Origin of the sequence: Sapientia aquatica (genome assembly GCF_004358105.1) — a bacterium.
Lineage (GTDB): Bacteria > Pseudomonadota > Gammaproteobacteria > Burkholderiales > Burkholderiaceae_D > Solimicrobium > Solimicrobium aquaticum.
In genome coordinates this window covers 650,573-669,184 of the sequence record NZ_SMYL01000001.1, presented here as the reverse complement: position 1 = coordinate 669,184, position 18,612 = coordinate 650,573, and the positions used below count along the sequence as shown (strand labels likewise).

At 48.6% G+C, this 18,612-nt stretch carries 17 protein-coding genes; 7 read left to right on the top strand and 10 right to left on the bottom strand.

The window, feature by feature from the left end; genetic code table 11:
- Positions 1 to 6: 6 nt before the first annotated feature.
- The gene (locus E2I14_RS03055; protein ID WP_133325273.1) at positions 7 to 354 is read right to left on the bottom strand and encodes a hypothetical protein; all 348 of its coding nucleotides are present in this window, start codon (positions 352 to 354) and stop codon (positions 7 to 9) included.
- 295 nt (positions 355 to 649) lie between these two features.
- Here E2I14_RS03055 and E2I14_RS03050 point away from each other — a divergent pair, with 295 nt between their 5' ends.
- Genes E2I14_RS03050 through E2I14_RS03040 form a run of 3 tightly spaced genes read left to right on the top strand, consistent with a single transcriptional unit; the run spans position 650 to position 6,583 of the window.
- The gene (locus E2I14_RS03050) at positions 650 to 2,200 is read left to right on the top strand and encodes a class I SAM-dependent DNA methyltransferase (RefSeq protein WP_133325272.1); all 1,551 of its coding nucleotides are present in this window, start codon (positions 650 to 652) and stop codon (positions 2,198 to 2,200) included.
- Complete coding sequence (locus tag E2I14_RS03045) at positions 2,190 to 3,500, top strand: restriction endonuclease subunit S (RefSeq protein ID WP_133325271.1); 1,311 nt, start codon at positions 2,190 to 2,192, stop codon at positions 3,498 to 3,500. The genes E2I14_RS03050 and E2I14_RS03045 overlap by 11 nt, the downstream gene beginning before the upstream one ends.
- A gap of 2 nt (positions 3,501 to 3,502) precedes the next feature.
- Positions 3,503 to 6,583 carry a type I restriction endonuclease subunit R gene (locus tag E2I14_RS03040; RefSeq protein ID WP_133325745.1) on the top strand — a complete coding sequence of 1,027 codons (3,081 nt, stop codon included), beginning with the start codon at positions 3,503 to 3,505 and terminating at the stop codon, positions 6,581 to 6,583.
- A gap of 11 nt (positions 6,584 to 6,594) precedes the next feature.
- Here E2I14_RS03040 and E2I14_RS03035 read toward each other — a convergent pair whose 3' ends face one another.
- Both E2I14_RS03035 and E2I14_RS03030 read right to left on the bottom strand, forming a co-directional pair.
- Positions 6,595 to 7,497 (bottom strand): hypothetical protein, encoded by a 903-nt coding sequence (locus tag E2I14_RS03035; protein WP_133325270.1) that lies wholly within the window; start codon positions 7,495 to 7,497, stop codon positions 6,595 to 6,597.
- A gap of 274 nt (positions 7,498 to 7,771) precedes the next feature.
- Positions 7,772 to 8,452, bottom strand: a complete 681-nt coding sequence (locus tag E2I14_RS03030; protein ID WP_133325269.1) for a hypothetical protein — start codon at positions 8,450 to 8,452, stop codon at positions 7,772 to 7,774.
- 103 nt (positions 8,453 to 8,555) lie between these two features.
- Between E2I14_RS03030 and E2I14_RS03025 the strand changes: the two genes are divergently transcribed.
- Together E2I14_RS03025 and E2I14_RS03020 are read left to right on the top strand one after the other, a co-directional pair.
- Positions 8,556 to 8,852 carry a DUF6626 family protein gene (locus tag E2I14_RS03025; protein WP_165967733.1) on the top strand — a complete coding sequence of 99 codons (297 nt, stop codon included), beginning with the start codon at positions 8,556 to 8,558 and terminating at the stop codon, positions 8,850 to 8,852.
- 79 nt (positions 8,853 to 8,931) lie between these two features.
- Complete coding sequence (locus E2I14_RS03020; RefSeq protein ID WP_133325267.1) at positions 8,932 to 9,369, top strand: DUF6641 family protein; 438 nt, start codon at positions 8,932 to 8,934, stop codon at positions 9,367 to 9,369.
- A gap of 97 nt (positions 9,370 to 9,466) precedes the next feature.
- On the opposite strand, the gene E2I14_RS03015 is transcribed toward E2I14_RS03020, so the two are convergent.
- The 4 genes from E2I14_RS03015 to guaB form a co-directional block, all read right to left on the bottom strand.
- Positions 9,467 to 10,759, bottom strand: coding sequence for a tyrosine-type recombinase/integrase (locus E2I14_RS03015; protein WP_133325265.1), 1,293 nt, complete (start codon positions 10,757 to 10,759; stop codon positions 9,467 to 9,469).
- A 162-nt stretch (positions 10,760 to 10,921) separates the two neighbouring features.
- The gene (gene guaA, locus E2I14_RS03010) at positions 10,922 to 12,502 is read right to left on the bottom strand and encodes a glutamine-hydrolyzing GMP synthase (RefSeq protein ID WP_133325263.1); all 1,581 of its coding nucleotides are present in this window, start codon (positions 12,500 to 12,502) and stop codon (positions 10,922 to 10,924) included.
- An 84-nt stretch (positions 12,503 to 12,586) separates the two neighbouring features.
- The gene (locus E2I14_RS03005) at positions 12,587 to 13,612 is read right to left on the bottom strand and encodes a sensor domain-containing diguanylate cyclase (RefSeq protein WP_133325261.1); all 1,026 of its coding nucleotides are present in this window, start codon (positions 13,610 to 13,612) and stop codon (positions 12,587 to 12,589) included.
- 55 nt (positions 13,613 to 13,667) lie between these two features.
- Positions 13,668 to 15,128, bottom strand: coding sequence for an IMP dehydrogenase (gene guaB / locus E2I14_RS03000; protein WP_133325259.1), 1,461 nt, complete (start codon positions 15,126 to 15,128; stop codon positions 13,668 to 13,670).
- Positions 15,129 to 15,447: 319 nt separating this feature from the next.
- Here guaB and E2I14_RS02995 point away from each other — a divergent pair, with 319 nt between their 5' ends.
- A complete protein-coding gene (locus E2I14_RS02995; RefSeq protein WP_165967732.1) occupies positions 15,448 to 15,894 on the top strand; it encodes a DUF4124 domain-containing protein in 447 nt (148 codons plus the stop codon).
- Here E2I14_RS02995 and E2I14_RS02990 read toward each other — a convergent pair.
- Together E2I14_RS02990 and E2I14_RS02985 are read right to left on the bottom strand one after the other, a co-directional pair.
- Positions 15,891 to 16,196: an RnfH family protein gene (locus E2I14_RS02990; RefSeq protein WP_133325255.1), complete on the bottom strand. Its 306-nt coding sequence runs from the start codon at positions 16,194 to 16,196 to the stop codon at positions 15,891 to 15,893. The genes E2I14_RS02995 and E2I14_RS02990 overlap by 4 nt on opposite strands.
- Complete coding sequence (locus E2I14_RS02985) at positions 16,186 to 16,620, bottom strand: type II toxin-antitoxin system RatA family toxin (protein ID WP_133325253.1); 435 nt, start codon at positions 16,618 to 16,620, stop codon at positions 16,186 to 16,188. The genes E2I14_RS02990 and E2I14_RS02985 overlap by 11 nt, the downstream gene beginning before the upstream one ends.
- A 158-nt stretch (positions 16,621 to 16,778) precedes the next feature.
- Between E2I14_RS02985 and smpB the strand changes: the two genes are divergently transcribed.
- Positions 16,779 to 17,228, top strand: coding sequence for an SsrA-binding protein SmpB (gene smpB, locus E2I14_RS02980; protein ID WP_133325251.1), 450 nt, complete (start codon positions 16,779 to 16,781; stop codon positions 17,226 to 17,228).
- A gap of 102 nt (positions 17,229 to 17,330) precedes the next feature.
- On the opposite strand, the gene E2I14_RS02975 is transcribed toward smpB, so the two are convergent.
- Entirely contained in the window at positions 17,331 to 18,464 is a 1,134-nt protein-coding gene (locus tag E2I14_RS02975) for an NAD(P)H-dependent flavin oxidoreductase (RefSeq protein WP_133325744.1), read from the bottom strand.
- Between the last annotated feature and the right edge of the window lie 148 nt (positions 18,465 to 18,612).

The window sequence follows — 18,612 nt, the reverse complement described above, 5'->3', positions numbered from 1 at the left end:
GTGACGCTACAAGAACGGCATCATCAGCCGTTCGAAGGCACGCTGCATTGGTCTTGTGAAGAGCAGCCGCTGACCACGGTAGTTGATCTTCACGAAATCGGCATCGAAGTCGTCGATCATCCAGTCGTCCATGTAGATAGCAGTTATGCCGAACTTGGCTTCGAGCCTATCAGTCCATGCGAAGTTGGGTTCCTTGGTTCGCACGACCCATTCTGTGCAGCCTGCGTCATCGTCCAGCAGCTCAAGCACGCCTCTTGTTGCATCGTATTGAACAGCCGTAGCAGATTTGACGCCAACTGCGGCCAGCATCGCTTCGGTTGCTACGACATAGTGCCATGGTCGCCGTTGGTGCATGACCTACTCTCCCTTGTTCCGATAGATGCAGTCGATGCTACGCCCAGCGACACTGCGGCAAAAACCGTCCCTTGTTGGCACCACAGCACACGCATGTAGCATCTGGCTTGCTGGCCTCGCTGGTAGCTCTCAGGTGGCTACGCGGTGGACGAGATGATTGGACATGCACGGAACTGCATGAAAACCAACAAAACCGATGATGTTGCTGCGTTTTAACTGCCGTTATCGTTGTTTATAAGCGACAATGTTATGAAATGCATTTCGCAAATAAAAAGACGGTTTTACAGGGAAGCCAATGATTGAAGACATCAAGAAAACGCTCTGGGCAACAGCAGACAAACTCAGGGCGAACATGGACGCTGCTGAATACAAACATTTGGTGCTCGGCCTAATCTTCGTCAAATACATATCCGATACATTCCAGTCACGCCGCGAAGAGTTGATTCGCCGGTTTGCTGACAAAAACGATGACTACTTCTTGCATGATGCTGACGCTGCATTGTTGGCAGAAGAACTGGAAGACCGCGACTATTACCGCGAAGTCAATGTGTTCTGGGTGCCAGAAACGGCACGATGGGAAAGCATTCGTGCCAATGCCAAGCAGTCCGACATTGGCAAACGCATTGATGACGCACTGTCAGTCATCGAAGTTGAGAATCCCAAGCTCAAGGGTATTCTGGATAAACGCTATGCCCGTGCCCAGCTACCGGATGGCAAGCTTGGCGAGTTGGTCGATTTGGTATCGCAGATCGGTTTTGGCGTGGATGCCAGTGCCGCCCGTGATGTGCTCGGCCAAGTTTATGAATACTTCCTTGGCATGTTCGCCAGTGCAGAAGGCAAGCGTGGCGGACAGTTCTACACGCCTGCCAGCATAGTTAAAACGCTGGTTGCTGTGCTGGCTCCGCACCATGGCAAGGTGTATGACCCCTGCTGCGGTTCTGGCGGTATGTTCGTGCAGTCTGAGCGTTTCATTGAAGCCCACGGTGGCAAACTTGGCGATGTCAGCATTTATGGTCAGGAAGCGAACCCCACTACATGGCGGTTAGCGGCAATGAATCTGGCGATTCGTGGTATCGACTACAACCTTGGCCGCGAACCCGAAGATACTTTTACCCGCAACCAGCATCCCGATTTGCGAGCCGATTTTGTGCTGGCAAATCCGCCGTTCAATATCAGCGACTGGTGGCATGGCAGCTTAGAAGGTGATCCACGCTGGGTGTATGGCACGCCGCCGCAAGGCAATGCCAACTATGCGTGGTTGCAGCACATGCTGTATCACCTCAAGCCGACTGGCCGTGCTGGTATCGTGCTGGCAAACGGCAGCATGAGTTCCAGCCAAAACAGCGAAGGCGATATTCGCAGAGCAATGGTTGACGCTGATGTGGTCGAAGTAATGATCGCACTCCCCGGTCAGTTGTTCTTCAACACGCAAATTCCGGCTTGCTTATGGTTCCTTGCCAAGCAAAAGACATTCCGTAAGAGTGAAGTGTTGTTTATTGACGCTCGCAAGCTTGGCAGCATGATTAGTCGTGTGCAGTGTGAATTCACCGATGAAGTTATCGGCCGTATTGCGGCCACTGTTGCATCATGGCGTGGCGAAGGTTCGGAAACTTACGCAGATGTGGCAGGTTATTGCCGCAGTGTGCCGCTAGCAGAAATTGCAGAGCACGGCCATGTGCTCACCCCAGGGCGATATGTAGGTGCTGAAGAAGTCGAAGACGATGACGAAGCCTTTGCTGAAAAGATGCAGAAGCTCACTGAAAAGCTTGGCGAGCAAATGGCAAAGGGAGCCGAACTGGATGCACTGATTCGCAAGAAACTGGGAGGACTCGGCTATGAATTTTAACGCTCCTGTGCTCCCGTTAGAAGATTGCCTTGATGCTCTAATCGACTATCGCGGTAAAACGCCAGTAAAGACGGAATCTGGTATCCCGTTGATAACAGCAAAGATCATAAAAGGCGGTCGAATTGAAACGCCAACCGAATTTATTGCAGTCGATAACTATGACTCTTGGATGCGTCGTGGATTGCCAAAAGCGGGCGATGTTGTCCTGACCGTTGAGGCACCACTTGGTGAAGTTGCACAATTGGGCACTGAGAAGGTGGCATTAGCACAGCGTGTTGTCACACTTCGCGGTAAGACTGGCTTGCTCGATAACACCTACCTCCTCTATCTGCTGCAAACTGAGGAGATGCAAGATCAGCTTCGTTCACGTGCAACCGGCACAACTGTTCTGGGCATTAAGCAAAGCGAGTTGCGGAAGGTAAATGTCGCATTGCCTCCGCTTGCTGACCAGATTGGAGCAGCATCAACTCTTAAAGCACTCGACGACCGCATTGCCCTACTCCGGGAAACCAACGCCACGCTAGAAGCTATTGCCCAAGCACTGTTCAAGTCATGGTTCGTAGGTTTCGATCCGGTGCGTGCCAAGCAGCAAGGTCAAATGCCGGAAGGCATGGATGAAGCAACGGCGGCATTGTTTCCTGATAGCTTTGAAGAATCTGAATTGGGGTTGGTGCCGAAGGGCTGGTCGGTTAAGCCTGTCGGCGAAGTTGTTGATTGCGTCGGCGGAGCAACACCAGATACAAAAGATGAAAGCTTTTGGGAACCCGCTGAGCATTGCTGGACCACACCAAAAGATCTTTCCGGCATCAATTCGCCTGTATTGCTGAATACGGAACGAAAACTTTCCAACAAAGGGCTGGCAAAAATTGGTTCTGGTTTGCTACCAGCAGGAACACTCTTACTTTCCTCTCGTGCACCAATTGGCTACCTCGCAATTGCCCAAGTTCCATTGGCGATCAATCAGGGTTATATAGCATTCCCTCCGACCGGCAAATTGTCGCCGCTCTATATGCTGCTCTGGTGCCAAACGAACATGGAAGTTATAAAGGCCAGAGCAAATGGCTCAACCTTTATGGAAATAAGCAAGAAGGCATTTAGACCAATCCCGATCTTATTGCCGAACACTGAAATCCTTACCGCTTTTGAAGAAGTGGCAAGTGTATTGTTTGATAGGATCGTTGAAAATGCTCGCCAAGCAAATTCACTTGCAGACCTTCGTGACGCCCTACTTCCTCGTCTAATTTCCGGTCAACTACGCATAACCGAAGCTGAAGATGCTGTTGAAGAGGCCGCAGCATGAGTATGACCGAAGAACAATTAGAAAACGAAGCCTTAGAATGGCTGCAAGAAGTTGGCTACCAATATGTCAACGGCTATGCAATTGCACCGGATGGCGAAACGCCAGAACGCAGCAACTACCTGCAACCGCTGCTGGTTGAGCGTCTGCGTAATGCAATCAACCGATTGAATCCTGCTGTTCCGGTTGTCGCCCGTGAAGACGCAGTCAAGCAGGTAATGGATTTAGGTATTCCCGCCTTACTATCGGCCAATCGGCACTTTCACGGTCTGCTGGTCAACGGCGTGCCAGTGCAATATCAGAAAGATGGCGAAACACGCGGCGACTTTGTGCGGCTCGTTGATTTTATAGATGTCGCTGCCAACGAATGGCTGGCAGTCAATCAATACACGCTCAAAGGCCCCAAGCACACTCGTCGCCCAGACATCATTTTGTTCGTCAACGGATTGCCGCTGGTGTTGCTGGAGCTGAAGAACCCAGCAGATGAAAACGCCGATATCTGGAAAGCATTCGACCAGATACAGACCTACAAAGAGCAGATCCCCGATGTCTTCAATTACAACGAAGTGCTGGTCATTTCGGATGGCAGCGAAGCACGGCTGGGCTCGCTGTCGAGTGACGCTGAACGCTTTATGCAGTGGCGAACGATTGATGGCGTCACTATTGACCCGCTCGGACAGTTTAACGAATTGGAAACGCTGATTCGTGGTGTGCTTGCTCCGGCATACCTGCTGGATTACCTGCGGTTCTTCGTGCTGTTTGAAGATGACGGTGGCCTGATTAAGAAAATTGCGGGCTATCACCAGTTCTATGCTGTCCGTGCCGCTATTGAACAAGTCGTGACCGCTTCAAGACCGGGCGGCAATCATAAAGGCGGCGTCGTTTGGCATACGCAAGGCAGCGGCAAGAGCATCACCATGACCTGCTTCGCAGCACGGGTCATGCGTGAATCCGCGATGGAAAACCCAACCATCGTTGTCATCACAGACCGCAATGATCTGGACGGCCAGTTGTTCGGCGTGTTCTCACTGGCTCAAGACCTGCTGCGTGAGCAACCCGTGCAGGCTGAAACCCGTGGTGATTTGCGAGCTAAGTTGGGCAACCGACCATCTGGCGGCATCGTGTTCGCTACGATTCAAAAATTCATGCCGGGTGAAGATGAAGATAGCTTCCCCGTGCTTTCTGACCGCAGCAATATTGTCGTGATTGCCGATGAAGCACATCGCACCCAATATGGCTTTGAAGCAAAGTTCAAGGGCGACGACAAAGGCTATCAGGTCGGCTACGCCCAGCATCTGCGTGATGCACTGCCCAATGCGACATTTGTAGCTTTCACCGGCACACCCGTTTCCGGCGAAGACCGCGATACCCGTGCAGTATTTGGCGACTACATCCATGTCTACGACATGCAGCAAGCCAAGGATGATGGTGCAACCGTTGCTATCTTCTACGAATCACGCCTTGCCAAGCTTGGGCTGAAAGAGGCACAGCTTGACGAACTGGATGCGGAAGTCGATGAGCTTGCAGAAGATGAAGATGGCGACGAACAGTCAAAGCTAAAAAGCAAATGGGCAGCACTGGAAAAAGTCGTTGGTGCTGAACCACGCATACGCCAAGTGGCCGCTGATCTGGTCGCACACTTTGAAGAACGAGCCAAAGCACAGAGCGGAAAAGCAATGGTTGTGGCAATGAGCCGCGACATCTGCGTCCATTTGTATAACGAAATTACCAAGCTACGCCCAGACTGGCACGACGACGATCCGGCCAAGGGTGCAATCAAGATCGTGATGACTGGCTCTGCCAGCGACAAGCCATTGCTGCGGCCACATATCTATTCCACGCAGGTCAAGAAGGAGTTGGAAAAGCGATTCAAGAATCCAGTTGACCCGCTACGACTGGTCATCGTGCGTGACATGTGGCTGACCGGCTTTGATGCTCCCTGTGTGCACACGTTGTATGTCGATAAGCCCATGAAGGGACACAACCTGATGCAAGCTATTGCACGGGTGAATAGGGTATTTAAGGACAAGCAAGGCGGTCTGGTCGTCGATTACATCGGCATTGCCAACGATCTTAAACAGGCATTGAAGGAATACACCGCCAGCAATGGCCGTGGTCGCCCTACTGTCGATGCACACGAAGCGTATTCCGTTCTTGAAGAAAAGCTGGAAGTGCTGCGTGCCATGCTGCACGGCTTTGATTACAGCAACTTCCTAACAGGCGGTCACAAGCTGCTCGCTAGTGCCGCTAACTTTGTGCTGGCTGACAAGGACGGTAAAAAGCGATGGGCTGACCATGCTCTGGCAATGAGCAAGGCATTTTCACTCTGCTGCACACTGGACGAAGCTAAGGCAGTGCGTGAAGAAGTTGCATTCTTCCAAGCCGTCAAAGTGCTGCTGACCAAGCGTGAAATTAGCACCAAGAAGAAGACCGACGAAGAACGCGAATTAGCAATCCGGCAAATCATCGGCTCTGCTGTCGTGTCAGATCAGGTCGTGGATATTTTCGATGCGGTTGGCTTGGACAAACCGAACATCGGCTTGCTCGATGATGATTTTTTGGCAGAAGTGCGTAACCTGCCTGAACGCAATTTGGCTGTTGAACTACTGGAACGCTTGCTTGAAGGGGAAATCAAAAGCAAGTTTGGCGGCAATGTTGTGCAGAACAAGAAGTTTTCTGACTTGCTGGCTGATGTCATTAAACGCTATCAGAACAGGTCAATTGAAACGGCACAGGTCATCGAAGAACTGATTCAGATGGCGAAAAAGTTCAAGGAAGCCGCAAACCGCAATGAGTCGCTTGGACTGACTGATGATGAAATCCGGTTTTATGACGCCCTTGCCAACAATGAATCCGCCGTTCGGGAATTAAGCGATGAAACGCTGAAGCTGATCGCACACGAACTGACGGAAAATCTCCGCCAGAATGTCAGCGTCGATTGGTCACAGCGTGAAAGTGTCCGTGCCAAGTTGCGGTTGATGGTGAAGCGGATTTTGCGGAAATATAAGTATCCGCCTGACCAGCAAGAAGAAGCGATTCAGACCGTGTTGCAGCAGGCGGAAAGTTTGAGTGCTGAGTGGGTTTAGTGATTGCTTGCTTAAGATTGCACAAGACTTTCAATGGCGTTGACCAACGCTGACCGCTTTGCGTCTCGAAGTTGGTCAAAGATGGTCAACTCAGCTTGGCTCTGACAATAGACAGAAGTGCTACCTTTCAGTCGTGGCATGCTAATTGGATCAAGGCTTGGTTCATGACCTGGCGTCATGTCAACCGGCCTATCGAGCCACATTTCAATCAATCCATTGCGATTAGCAGTTGAATCGAGTATTTCACTCAGATATTCCAGTGCCTTTTCGTAGGTTGCTTCTGCCTTAAATCGCAGCCGGTCACGCCCGGTTCTATTGTTGGCGTCCCGCTTACTGCTGGAATTTACCGGAGTGCTGTCCGCCCGCGAGTGAAAAAAATCTGCCTTACGGAGCAATTCGACATATTTTTTGAGTTCTTCTGGCCGCTCACCAAGATGGCCGGAGCGAATGTAACTACCAAATTCGTCGAATTGTCCCCACTCATCCGCAGTTAGTGCGTTCTTTAGTTCCCTGCGAGCAACATCATTACCTGCATCAATGCGTGACAGGAGCAAGGTCAATCGTGCATGTCTACTAACCTTTACTGCATGATTCGGCACAGCCTGACTGGCGACAGGCTTTTGGTCGATTTCCTTTAGTTTGGCAAGCCGCTTCAAGCTTTTTGAGTAATCGGGCATTTGACACGCAATGCGTAAAAGTTCGTGCAAATCATTGTGCACGAACTTTTGATGCTTGTGTGCATTGCGTTGCCACGCAGCAAACGCACTGTAGGGTGTCAAGCTGTTGTCGTTGCCGGGCTGGGCTGGCTTGGGTAGCTGGGTTGCAATTTCCACGCTGCAAGGGCGTTTTGTTCGCTGTTTTCGTTGCATTGCAAAAATTACATTGGTGCTGTATCGGATTGAAAATTGCAGCATTGCTTTTCGGTAACCATTGCCTTTAAGAAGGCATCATGGTTGCAACATTACGTTGCCAGTGCCAGTGCCAGTGCCAGTGCCTGTGTCTGTTTCTGTATGTCTGTTTCTGTATGTCTGTGTCTGTGTCTGTGTCTGTGTCTGTGGGTGATTGCATAACGCTGACCGATGTTGCATTGTTTGTGAATCATTGTTTGCGAAGTAGTCACACCGAAGGACAAGACTTTCGTCTTGCCCACCTACTGCCACGGCAGAGCCTCAATCTACCCGCGTTTTATCAGTAGATGTTAGAACTGAAAACGTCGAATGCCTCCTGATTTCCCACTTCAAGTTTTCGTGCAAGATAGGCATTCCATCCGTCTGTTGCCATTGGCTGCACATCTGTAATACCTTTTGCACCGCGTAGGCAGTCCTGCCAACATTTATCAACATTGACTTGGAAATCTGCATCCGCCATGCCTGCCGGCTTTACAAGTGCAAGGTGATGGTGAAATCGGATATTCTTTCCATCTCCGTCATTGATAACCACCATGGGAGCCGCTTTGGTTAAATCAAAAGCTTGCTTTCTCTCTTCGTTTGAACCGTAGCCGAACTTACGGTTATAGCTGTCGCGAAATCGACCGGCCATTTGCTCAGCACGTTTGCGATATTTCACTTCAAATGATTCTGGGTAAGTCAAAGTCACTGCATAGTTGAATCCTGCTGATGCATTGCTGATCCAATTAGCAAAGCTGGTGTGTAATCTGCGAGTTTGCTTTTCCTTTTCACTGAGTTCGTAAAGATATTTCAGACCTGACTTTGATTCAGCTTCGGTTCGTGGCTTTTGGTGCAGCAAATTTTCTACTTGTTTTATTGCTTTCATATTCTCACCGTAAATTTGTCTCGGGCTGCTGCTTCGAATTCTTGGCGTCCTCGTTCCGAGAGGCTCGCTTGAAATTTTGGTTTCTGCTGCGTCCATTTGCATCAGTTGCTTAAGCAGCCCAATGTATTTATGCGTGAACTGGAAAATTGCTGACTTTTACGAAATGCCGACAGAGATAAATACATGTGGAGGAATCAACATGCAGATAAACGATGTATATAAAGAACTGAAAGAAAATTGTCTGTGCCGTTCCGGGCATGATTTCAGTAGCAACTACTTGGGCAAGCATCCCAGCTATCTGAGTATGCTCAACTCACGAAATGAAAATCCAAGTATTGAAGCATGGGCAATGCTGAGCTACACGCTGCAATCACGAGCACAGGTGCTTGCAAATAGCGACAGCGAATTTATTCAAGATGCCGCAATGCGACTATCTGAATTGCAGCAAGCGGTTGCTGCTAATGTCATGCAGGAATGTGCTGCCAGAAGCCGATGAAACCATGGCAGATATAGGTCGTCCAGACTGGATTCCGACAATAAACTAAGTGAACTAAACAACCACTTAGGAGTAAGAAATGTCGAAGACCACAATTTTGGGTAGCCTGAAAATTACTGCCAAGCCAGCCAAGGCAAGCACTGACCCGATTATCGTTCGCCGCGAGAAGCTGCTGATACGCTTGCAGGAACAGCGTGAAATTGCACAGTGTTTTATTGATGGCAAGCCCTATGTCGCCCCTGACCGTCAACGGGTCAAAATCAATGCGGAAACTGGCGAAAAAACCACCGAAACTGTGCAGAAACGAGTCAAGGCTTGGTTCAGCGGCAGCGACGGAAATATGGTGCTGGAAGTCCGCTACGGAAATGTGCCGATTGAATTTGCACCCGGCAAATCAGCCATCGAAGTTGGCAAAGCGGCTCGACTGGTGCCGACCATTGAAACGGTCATTGCCGCGGTTACTGCCGGAGAAGTGGATTTGCTGTTGAAGGGGTTTGACAAGCCTGCCAAGGCGTAGCAATGTTTTCTTCAGCAAAAAGCCCGCAACACTGCGGGCTTTTTGCTGAGCGAACTTGTTCTGAAAAAAACACTTACCAATTACAAATGGCAAAGAATTATTTTGGCACGAGCAAATCATCTTTGAAGTAGTAATTCGGTAAAGCATTTTCAATCATCTTTCGCTCCGTCGTATGGTAATAGGTTTGCTCGATCTGTGTGGTGCTCGTTCCGCAAACCTCACCTACTTGCGTCGGATTAAATCCGGCATTCACCATCTTAGTAATAAAATTATGCCTAAAGCTGTATGGCACCAAGTCGCGGGTGTCGGTATCTTTAATGTCAGCAGCTTTTAGCAGTTTGTCAAAGTGCAGACCAATTGTTCTTGGCGTCAATGGCGTTACACCATCGAGACTAAAAAGCAGCCATTTTCCGTAATCTACGGGAGCACGCTTTTCCTCAACGGCTTTTTTATAAAGGTTATGAGTTAAATAATCTAATCCAAAGGTATATTCCCACTCCTGAATCAAGAATTTGCGTGTCTTCCTTACTTTTGATGTTTCAGCACGAATTGTAAATTTTATCATTCCAATTGCTTCGATTTCTCCTTCCCCCGCAACACCTTTACTTACGGTATCAATATCGTTCCAGCAAAGCTGCAACTGCTCACTTCTACGCAATCCTGTTGCAATGGAAATCAGAAAATAATACGCAACTAAAATTTCAGTTAGGTCACTTTGCTCTAATTTTTTCTTACGCTTATATGTCTTTATTTTTTCTTCCAGAATGGCTTTAATTCTGGCAAGCTCTTCATCAGTGAACATGGCACGACGCTTTGTGTCGTCGCCCTTATCGATTCGTGGCAATTTTTTGAAATCAAAAGCCTCGATTAAGGTTTCTTGGCGTTTGAACAGCCATAACATCATCGCGTTGATCGTGCTTTGTTCATTTGCAATGGTTGTTTGACTTACGCTTATTCTCTTTTTTGTCTTGGTGCGTTCGTAAAAGTAATTTTCGCAATCAGTCCGGTCAAGTTCTTTCAATTTGGTGTCACGGCCAATAAAGTTGAGCCAGTGATCGAGGTGCGTTTTGATAGTGCCGTACCGCCCTTTCACGATCAAGCCAGCTTCAACATCCTTGTATCGTTGCTTAAGGTATTCTTCCACGCCACATTTCGTGGTATTTGAAAAATACTTTTTACCAGCTAACTGGTCGGCCATGAGCCGATGAAAATATCCTTTAGCTTTGTCTTCAGCAGTCGATTGACTGCGTGTCCGAAGGCTGAACCTTGCGTATTTCCCTTCCTTCTCAAGCCACATCCGCATTTGCCAATATTCGCCACGCTTGTAGATGACAGCACTGTCGAATATCGGTATTTCTTCGTCTGCGAATGTTTTTTTCTTTAGCGACATTTGTGGCCCGTTGGTTACTACGAATTTGAATAGCCGCAGTTTTGTGCAGCATTGCGTGTAACTATAAACGGAGCAGCCAGCTAAATCAATGACTTAGCTGGCTGCGTGAAACTTTTGTGTAAGTTAAATAACGTTATAAATCAAAGACTTAACGAAATAATCTCACTCCCACTCAATCGTTGCCGGTGGTTTTCCTGAAATGTCGTACACCACGCGATTAATACCGCGCACTTCGTTGATGATGCGGTTTGATACTTTGCCCAGCAATTCATGCGGTAAATGGGCCCAATGGGCGGTCATGAAATCCTGCGTTTGCACGGCGCGCAAAGCAACGACGTATTCATAGGTGCGGCCATCGCCCATTACACCAACTGACTTCACTGGTAAAAATACTGCGAAAGCTTGGCTGGTCGCTTGATACCAATTTTGGTCTGTTCCTTCGACTTTGGTATTGCGTAATTCCTCGATAAAAATCGCATCGGCGCGACGCAATAAATCGGCGAATTCTTTTTTGACTTCGCCCAAAATTCGCACACCCAATCCTGGGCCTGGGAACGGATGGCGGTACACCATAGATTCTGGCAAACCTAATGCCACGCCCAATTTGCGGACTTCGTCTTTGAACAATTCGCGCAGCGGCTCAAGCAATTTCAAATGCAAGGTTTCAGGCAAGCCGCCGACGTTGTGGTGGCTCTTAATTGTGTGTCCTTTTTTGCCTTTGCCAGCGCTTTCGATCACGTCAGGGTAGATCGTGCCTTGCGCTAACCACTTAGCATTTTTAATTTTGGCCGATTCTACTTGGAAAACTTCGACGAATTCACGACCAATGATCTTACGTTTTTGTTCTGGATCGGTAACGCCAGCCAAATGCCCCATAAACTGCGCCGTTGCGTCAACGTGGATGACTTTGACGCCTAGATTTTCGGCAAACATCTCCATGACCATTTTGCCTTCGTCCAAGCGCAACAAGCCGTGATCAACGAAGACGCACGTCAATTGGTCACCAATCGCACGATGAATTAATGCCGCTGCGACGCTGCTATCGACACCGCCAGACAAGCCCAAAATCACATCATCGCTACCCACTTGCGCGCGAATCGCAGCAACTGCTTCGTTGATGTAGTCGGGCATATTCCAATCCGATTTACAGCCGCAAATTTCGTGCACAAAACGACCAATTAGCGCGGCACCCTGCACTGTGTGCGTCACTTCTGGATGGAATTGCACCGCGTAAAATTGACGCTCTTCATCAGCCATACCCGCGATCGGGCAATTGTCGGTGGACGCCATTAATTTGAAACCGGCTGGCATCACGTTGACTTTATCGCCGTGGCTCATCCAGACCTTGAGCATGCCGTGACCTTCGGTGGTCGTGAAATCAACGATGTCTTGCAATAGTTTTGTATGGCCGCGGGCGCGTACTTCGGCGTAACCAAACTCACGCACTTTACCGTTTTCTACTTGCCCACCGAGTTGCGCCGCCATGGTTTGCATGCCGTAGCAGATGCCCAGCACTGGCACGCCTAACTCAAACACTGCTTGCGGAGCGCGCGGCGTTTCATCGTCGATCACGCTGTTTGGGCCACCTGACAAGATCACGCCTGACGCGCCATAGTTACGAATAAATTCGTCGCTGACGTCGTAGGGATACACCTCAGAAAACACGCCGGAATCGCGCACGCGACGGGCGATTAGCTGGGTTACTTGTGAACCAAAATCAATAATCAGAATTTTTGAATGCATGAAAGCCAACTTGCAAGTAATTAGAAAGAGAAATAAAAAAGGGGGCGCAAAACACTGCGCACCCAATTTCGGTAAAACAACGTATTAAGGCGTATCAGGTGCCGAATGGACGACGCAATTTTTGCCCATTTTTTGCGCTGCATGTAACGCTTGATGCACCCGATTGAGCAATCCATCTGGATCGGTGAATACCACATCGGTCGATACTGTTCCTGCGGACACGGTAACAGCAACCGATTTATCGTTCAGGGTTTCAGGATGCGCCATCACCGTGCTGCGAATGCGCTCGGTGATCGCCTGAATCACCACATGCGATGCGCCGGGTAAAACAACTAAAAACTCTTCGACACCGTAACGCCCAAGTGCATCGAAAGGACGAATACAGGAACGCATGCGGCTAACCATTTTAATGAGGATCGATTCCGATGAGTGCAGGCCGAAATCGTTTTTCAGATCGTTGTAGTTATCGACACTAATCATCGCTAATGACAACGGCTTACCGGCTTTTTTGCAGCGATCGACTTCGATTTCCAGTGATCGCAAAATCGCGCTGCGATTCCACGTGCCAAAAACTGGGTCAATCATGCTTTCACGACGCAATGAGCGATTTTGGCGCGTCATATCGTCATTAGCGGCTTGCAGCGAATCAAACATCAATTCTTGCTCAACCAAACCGGCTAAATCGTTCAACAAAAAGGTGTCTTCTTCTTGATACTGGCGCGCCACATAGTCGATCAGATAAATCGCACCGACCACTTTTTTGTTATCAAAAATTGGCTGCACTGCATAAAACCGAATGTACGGTGGCCCGATTACCCAAGGATTAGCAACGGTTCTGGGATCATTACGGGCATCGTTGACTATCACTGGATCATTGGGAAAAGGAATGGAATCACAAAACGCCGCTTCTAGCGCCGCCATCGAACGCTCACCTTTACCGAATCGTGCTGAGACTTGACCAAAACTAACTATGCAATTTGCCACCCCAAATAGGCGAATCGCAATTCGCTCTATTCGAAGTATCCGTTCCTCTTGCGGTGTAATCGAAAAACCAGACACGCCCGAGTTTGGTACTGGACTCACAGACGAGGTGCCACCTGTTGGTTTCATATACTCTCCGTAGATTTACTGCCGGTTAGATAACTAGTTTTGGAAAAATTTAAAATTACTCAGCGCGATAGTTCGGTGCTTCTTTGGTGATCTGCACATCGTGTACATGCGATTCGCGCATACCGGCTGAAGTAATTTCCACAAATTCAGCTTTGTTATGCAAATCTTCAATTGTGGCGCAACCGCAGTAACCCATCGATTGCTTCACACCGCCAACCAACTGGAACAGAATCGCTAAGACGCTGCCTTTATAGGCCACGCGGCCTTCGATTCCTTCCGGCACCATCTTCTCAGTGCTGGCATCAGCTTCTTGGAAATAGCGATCAGCCGAACCTGCCGCCATCGCGCCTAAACTGCCCATGCCGCGATACGATTTATAGCTGCGTCCTTGGAACAAAATCACTTCACCCGGCGCTTCTTCGGTACCTGCAAACATGCTACCCATCATGACCGTCGAAGCACCCGCCGCCAACGCTTTCGACACGTCACCGGAGAAACGCACGCCGCCGTCAGCGATACATGGAACGCCAGTGCCTTTTAAGGCATTTGCGACATTAGAAATAGCCGAAATCTGCGGTACACCAACACCAGCCACAATCCGTGTCGTGCAAATCGAACCGGGGCCGATACCGACTTTCACGCCATCCGCGCCATGTTCAACCATTGCCAAAGCGGCTGCTGCGGTTGCGATATTGCCGCCGATTACATCGACTTGCGGGTAATGGGTTTTGATCCAACGAATACGGTCCAACACGCCTTTAGAATGGCCGTGCGCGGTATCGACGACGATCACATCCACGCCGGCTTTGACCAACAGATCAATCCGTTCGTCATTGTCAGGGCCCACGCCAACCGCTGCGCCTACGCGCAATTTACCTTCGCTGTCCTTAGACGCTAAAGGATGTTCGGTCGATTTTTGAATATCTTTAACAGTGATTAAACCGCGTAACTCGAAGCGATCATTCACCACCAACACGCGCTCTAAGCGGTGTTTGTTCATCAAACGTTTGGCTTCAACAACGTCAGCGGTTTCGTCGACATACACCAACTTCTCACGCGGGGTCATTTTGTCGCGTACTTGAGCATCTAATTCGCGTTCAAAACGCAAATCACGGTTGGTGATAATACCGACCACGATATTGCCTTCAACAACCGGGAAGCCGCTGATGCCGTGTTGTTGCGATAATGCAATAACGTCGCGAATTTTCATGCTAGGTGGAATCGTGATCGGATCACGCAACACACCGGATTCAAAACGTTTTACTTTAGCAACTTCGCTCGCTTGATCTTTCGGCGTTAAATTCTTGTGAATAATCCCAATTCCGCCCTCTTGCGCCATGGCAATAGCCAAACGCGCTTCGGTAACGGTGTCCATGGCGGCGGACAACAGTGGGATGTTCAACGTGATGTTGCGCGTTAAACGGGTCGCGAGGGAAGTCTCTTTTGGGAGAATGTCAGAATAAGCTGGAACTAAGAGCACATCGTCAAATGTGAGTGCTTTTTGGAGGAGACGCATAGTATTTCCTATAGGCGCAAAACCGAATTATACAGAAAACTTGGCAAATCGTCTTATTGCCGGGAAGATTTTTTGTTATTTTTGAGAAAGAAATCACTCTAAACAATGCATTTCAAGCAACAAAATCAAGCCAACTACGGATGTACAAATTTGATACAGATAGTTGCCAAACGAAAACCTTATTGACAGATGACTTAAAGCATGTCGAAATCTAGCACCAAAGCAACAAATTACTTAAGTCTCTTTTACCATTGAAAAAGTGAACATCATGAAGACGTTTTCCTGCAAATCCTTCGCAATCCTGGCCATCTTGTTGTCAATGAGCACTGCTGTCCTAGCTCAGTATGTATGGGTTGATGAAAAAGGCAATAAACAATTTTCAGACCAACCACCACCCGCATCGGTCGCCAAAAACAAAATCCTAAAATACGCCGGTCGCAGCTTCGATGCTCCAAGCTCAGTGGACGACGCCGACTCAACTGGATCGTCAGAACCAAAACACGAGCTCACACTGGCCGAAAAAGACTTAGCGTCCAAAAAACGGCGCGATGAACTCGCGGCAAAAGCCAAGAAAGATGCGGAAGCGGCCAATATACAGGCGGCAAAAGCGGATAACTGCAAGCGCTTAAAGGAATACAAAATGAGCCTAGACTCAGGACAACGGATTGCCCAATTCAACACCGCGGGGGAAAAGGCCTACTTAACCGACGAGCAACGCTCGCAAGAGCAAGCGACCACCAATCAACGGATGGCGGATTGCAATTAAGGATTAGCTTTAGCTGGGCGCGTGCCTGCGCGGCGCCGTCTAGCTAACATAGGATCGACCTGCAATGGGCGATAAATCTCAATTCGGTCACCCGGCCTAACCACGGTGCTTAGGCTTTTAATTTTTGAATAGATCCCCACTTTAAGCTTGGCAAGCTCGATGGCGGGGAAAGCTTCCGCAAAGCCGCTTAGGGCAATCGCCTTGGAAATGTTGGATCCAGACGCAATGGAGACGGACTTTAAAAACTGGTGTTCAACGTCGATATAGCAGACCTGAACCGTTATCAATGAATCATTTTCCATACACGGTTTCAGCATGGGCACAAAAGGCATCGACGAAGCTGTTGGCGATTTTACTAAACACAGGCCCGATCAAATGATCTAAAATCTTGCTGGAAAATTCGTAATGCAGATCAAATTCGATTTTGCAGGCGTTTTCCCGCAGCGGTTTAAAAGTCCACGTGCCATCCAGATGTTTAAATGGCCCAGAAATGAGCTTCATTTTCATTAAAGTCGGTGCGTTGTTGGAGTTTTCAGTCGTAAAACTTTGACGCACGCCATGAAAATTGATGTCTATCGTTGCCACCAAACTTTGCTCAGTGCGTTGTTGCACCTTAACTCCGCCGCACCAAGGTAAGAATTGCGGATAATCTTCCACCGCATCGACCAAAGCAAACATTTGTTCGGCACTAAAGCCAACCAAGACTGATTTTTGAACTACCGCCATTTTTTATAAACCATTTTTATATGGGTAAAATTTCCCGTAATTCGAAATTTTACCCGACTTACTTGCTTATTACCTACCTTTCGCCGCCAAGCAAACCAGTTCTTGGGCTGAACCGAACTAAGCAAAGTTAAACTATTTACCAAATAATAAAAGTCCTTATGAGCATTGCTGATAATAAAAAAGCCTTTCACGATTATTTTATCGAAGAACAATTTGAAGCCGGTGTCGTCTTGCAGGGCTGGGAAGTCAAAGCAATTCGCGCTGGCCGCGTTCAACTAAAAGAAGCATATGTGATCGTCAAAAATGGGGAGATTTTTCTGTTCGGCGCGCATATCGGCGCATTGCCAACCGCCTCTACCCACATTAGCCCCGAAGCACTGCGCACACGAAAATTATTATTAAATAAATCAGAAATTAATAAATTAGTCGGTAAAGTTGAGCGCGCTGGTTATACCTTGGTGCCGGTCAATATGCACTTCAAAGGTGGTCGGATCAAATTACAAATTGGTTTAGCCAAAGGTAAAAAACAATACGACAAACGCGAAACCGAAAAGAATCGCGATTGGCAGCGTGAACAGCAGCAGATCATGAAAATCCATCGGCGCTAACAATTGCAAGCAACAACTCAACACCAATAAAAAAATGCTGCATCAATTCATCTTGATGCAGCATTTTTTATTCGTGATCGCTTTATTGCGACTTTAGTCGAATTACTGACTTTCGCGACTGCCGTTTAACATGTAGTTAATCAACTCTTTAGCCGAACGAATTTCGCTCCCCATCGGCAGCGGCTCTGAACCTCTAAAAAATAAGCCGCGCTTCACATCGCCTTGCAGCGCAAAGCCCAAGCGGGTATCGATACAAAACTGCCCTGCTTTCGCGTTACCGTCGCGCAGTCCGCATTGCTGCAAACAATCAAATCCTACGGTGCATTCTTGAACATGCGCTTTGCTCTGCATCTTAGATTCTTTGCTCAAATAGTTTTCCAACCACGGCGTTTTTACACCACGCGCTGGTAATCCGGCAACGCTCATAAAAGTCACAATATCTTCCGGCTTGGCTTGCACTAATACCTTTTTAAAATCGGGATGCGCGTCGCCCTCTTCGGTCACCGCAAACGGTGTGCCCAATTGAATCGCGGAAGCGCCTAATTTAACCAATTGATCCACTTGTTCATGTTGGTGAATTCCGCCTGCGGTAATTAAGGGGATACGCTCAGATTCAATACCCAAGTCTTTAAATAATTGCAGCGTATTTTCTAGCACCGAAGGAAAAGCAAACTGCGGCAAATTCACATCTTCCGGCTTGGCCGCACCCAAGTGCCCAGCGGCGTAGCGCGGATTTTCAATGACGATGGCGTCTGGCAGACGATTTTTACGCATCCATTTTTTCAGCACCAAGGCAATGCCACGCGCATCCGACAAAATGGGAATTAACGCCACTTTAGGAAAATCCGATGTCAATTCCGGCAAATCGAGCGGCAAGCCAGCACCGACCACAACCGCGTCAATCCCACTGGCGCACGCTTGGCGCACATAGGCGGCATATTCGGATACCGCTTTCATCACGTTGACAGCGATCATGCCAGTGCCGTTAGCTAGGCGCTGAGCGGCTTTAATCTCGCGGTCGAGCGCAATTAAATTGACGCGGTTAATTTGATCTTTGTCACGCGACTTTGCAGTGAATTCCATCAAGTCAGAATGATGGCGGCGCAAATCTACGCTCGATATCGTTCCCATCGCACCCAAGCCAGCGACTGTTCCGGCTAGGCGATGCGCAGAGACGCCGACGCCCATACCACCTTGCACGATAGGCAGCAAAGACTTGCCTTTGATAGACAACATTGGAAATTTAGAAGTTAGCAAGGTAGCTCTCTGACGGAAAAATCGATTAGAGGACTTTACCAAAGCAATCACGAATCAAGCTTGATCTAGCACAAACAGATTAGGTGGCATTGCCATTTAGCGGCTTAAAATAATCACGGCGCGAACA

Bases quoted from the DNA above. Each gene is read 5' to 3' on its own strand.
- E2I14_RS03055 (WP_133325273.1), bottom strand. From the start codon at position 354: ATGCACCAACGGCGACCATGGCACTATGTCGTAGCAACCGAAGCGATG.
- E2I14_RS03050 (WP_133325272.1), top strand. From the start codon at position 650: ATGATTGAAGACATCAAGAAAACGCTCTGGGCAACAGCAGACAAACTC.
- E2I14_RS03045 (WP_133325271.1), top strand. From the start codon at position 2,190: ATGAATTTTAACGCTCCTGTGCTCCCGTTAGAAGATTGCCTTGATGCT.
- E2I14_RS03040 (WP_133325745.1), top strand. From the start codon at position 3,503: ATGACCGAAGAACAATTAGAAAACGAAGCCTTAGAATGGCTGCAAGAA.
- E2I14_RS03035 (WP_133325270.1), bottom strand. From the start codon at position 7,497: ATGCTGCAATTTTCAATCCGATACAGCACCAATGTAATTTTTGCAATG.
- E2I14_RS03030 (WP_133325269.1), bottom strand. From the start codon at position 8,452: ATGGACGCAGCAGAAACCAAAATTTCAAGCGAGCCTCTCGGAACGAGG.
- E2I14_RS03025 (WP_165967733.1), top strand. From the start codon at position 8,556: ATGCAGATAAACGATGTATATAAAGAACTGAAAGAAAATTGTCTGTGC.
- E2I14_RS03020 (WP_133325267.1), top strand. From the start codon at position 8,932: ATGTCGAAGACCACAATTTTGGGTAGCCTGAAAATTACTGCCAAGCCA.
- E2I14_RS03015 (WP_133325265.1), bottom strand. From the start codon at position 10,759: ATGTCGCTAAAGAAAAAAACATTCGCAGACGAAGAAATACCGATATTC.
- guaA (WP_133325263.1), bottom strand. From the start codon at position 12,502: ATGCATTCAAAAATTCTGATTATTGATTTTGGTTCACAAGTAACCCAG.
- E2I14_RS03005 (WP_133325261.1), bottom strand. From the start codon at position 13,612: ATGAAACCAACAGGTGGCACCTCGTCTGTGAGTCCAGTACCAAACTCG.
- guaB (WP_133325259.1), bottom strand. From the start codon at position 15,128: ATGCGTCTCCTCCAAAAAGCACTCACATTTGACGATGTGCTCTTAGTT.
- E2I14_RS02995 (WP_165967732.1), top strand. From the start codon at position 15,448: ATGAGCACTGCTGTCCTAGCTCAGTATGTATGGGTTGATGAAAAAGGC.
- E2I14_RS02990 (WP_133325255.1), bottom strand. From the start codon at position 16,196: ATGGAAAATGATTCATTGATAACGGTTCAGGTCTGCTATATCGACGTT.
- E2I14_RS02985 (WP_133325253.1), bottom strand. From the start codon at position 16,620: ATGGCGGTAGTTCAAAAATCAGTCTTGGTTGGCTTTAGTGCCGAACAA.
- smpB (WP_133325251.1), top strand. From the start codon at position 16,779: ATGAGCATTGCTGATAATAAAAAAGCCTTTCACGATTATTTTATCGAA.
- E2I14_RS02975 (WP_133325744.1), bottom strand. From the start codon at position 18,464: ATGTTGTCTATCAAAGGCAAGTCTTTGCTGCCTATCGTGCAAGGTGGT.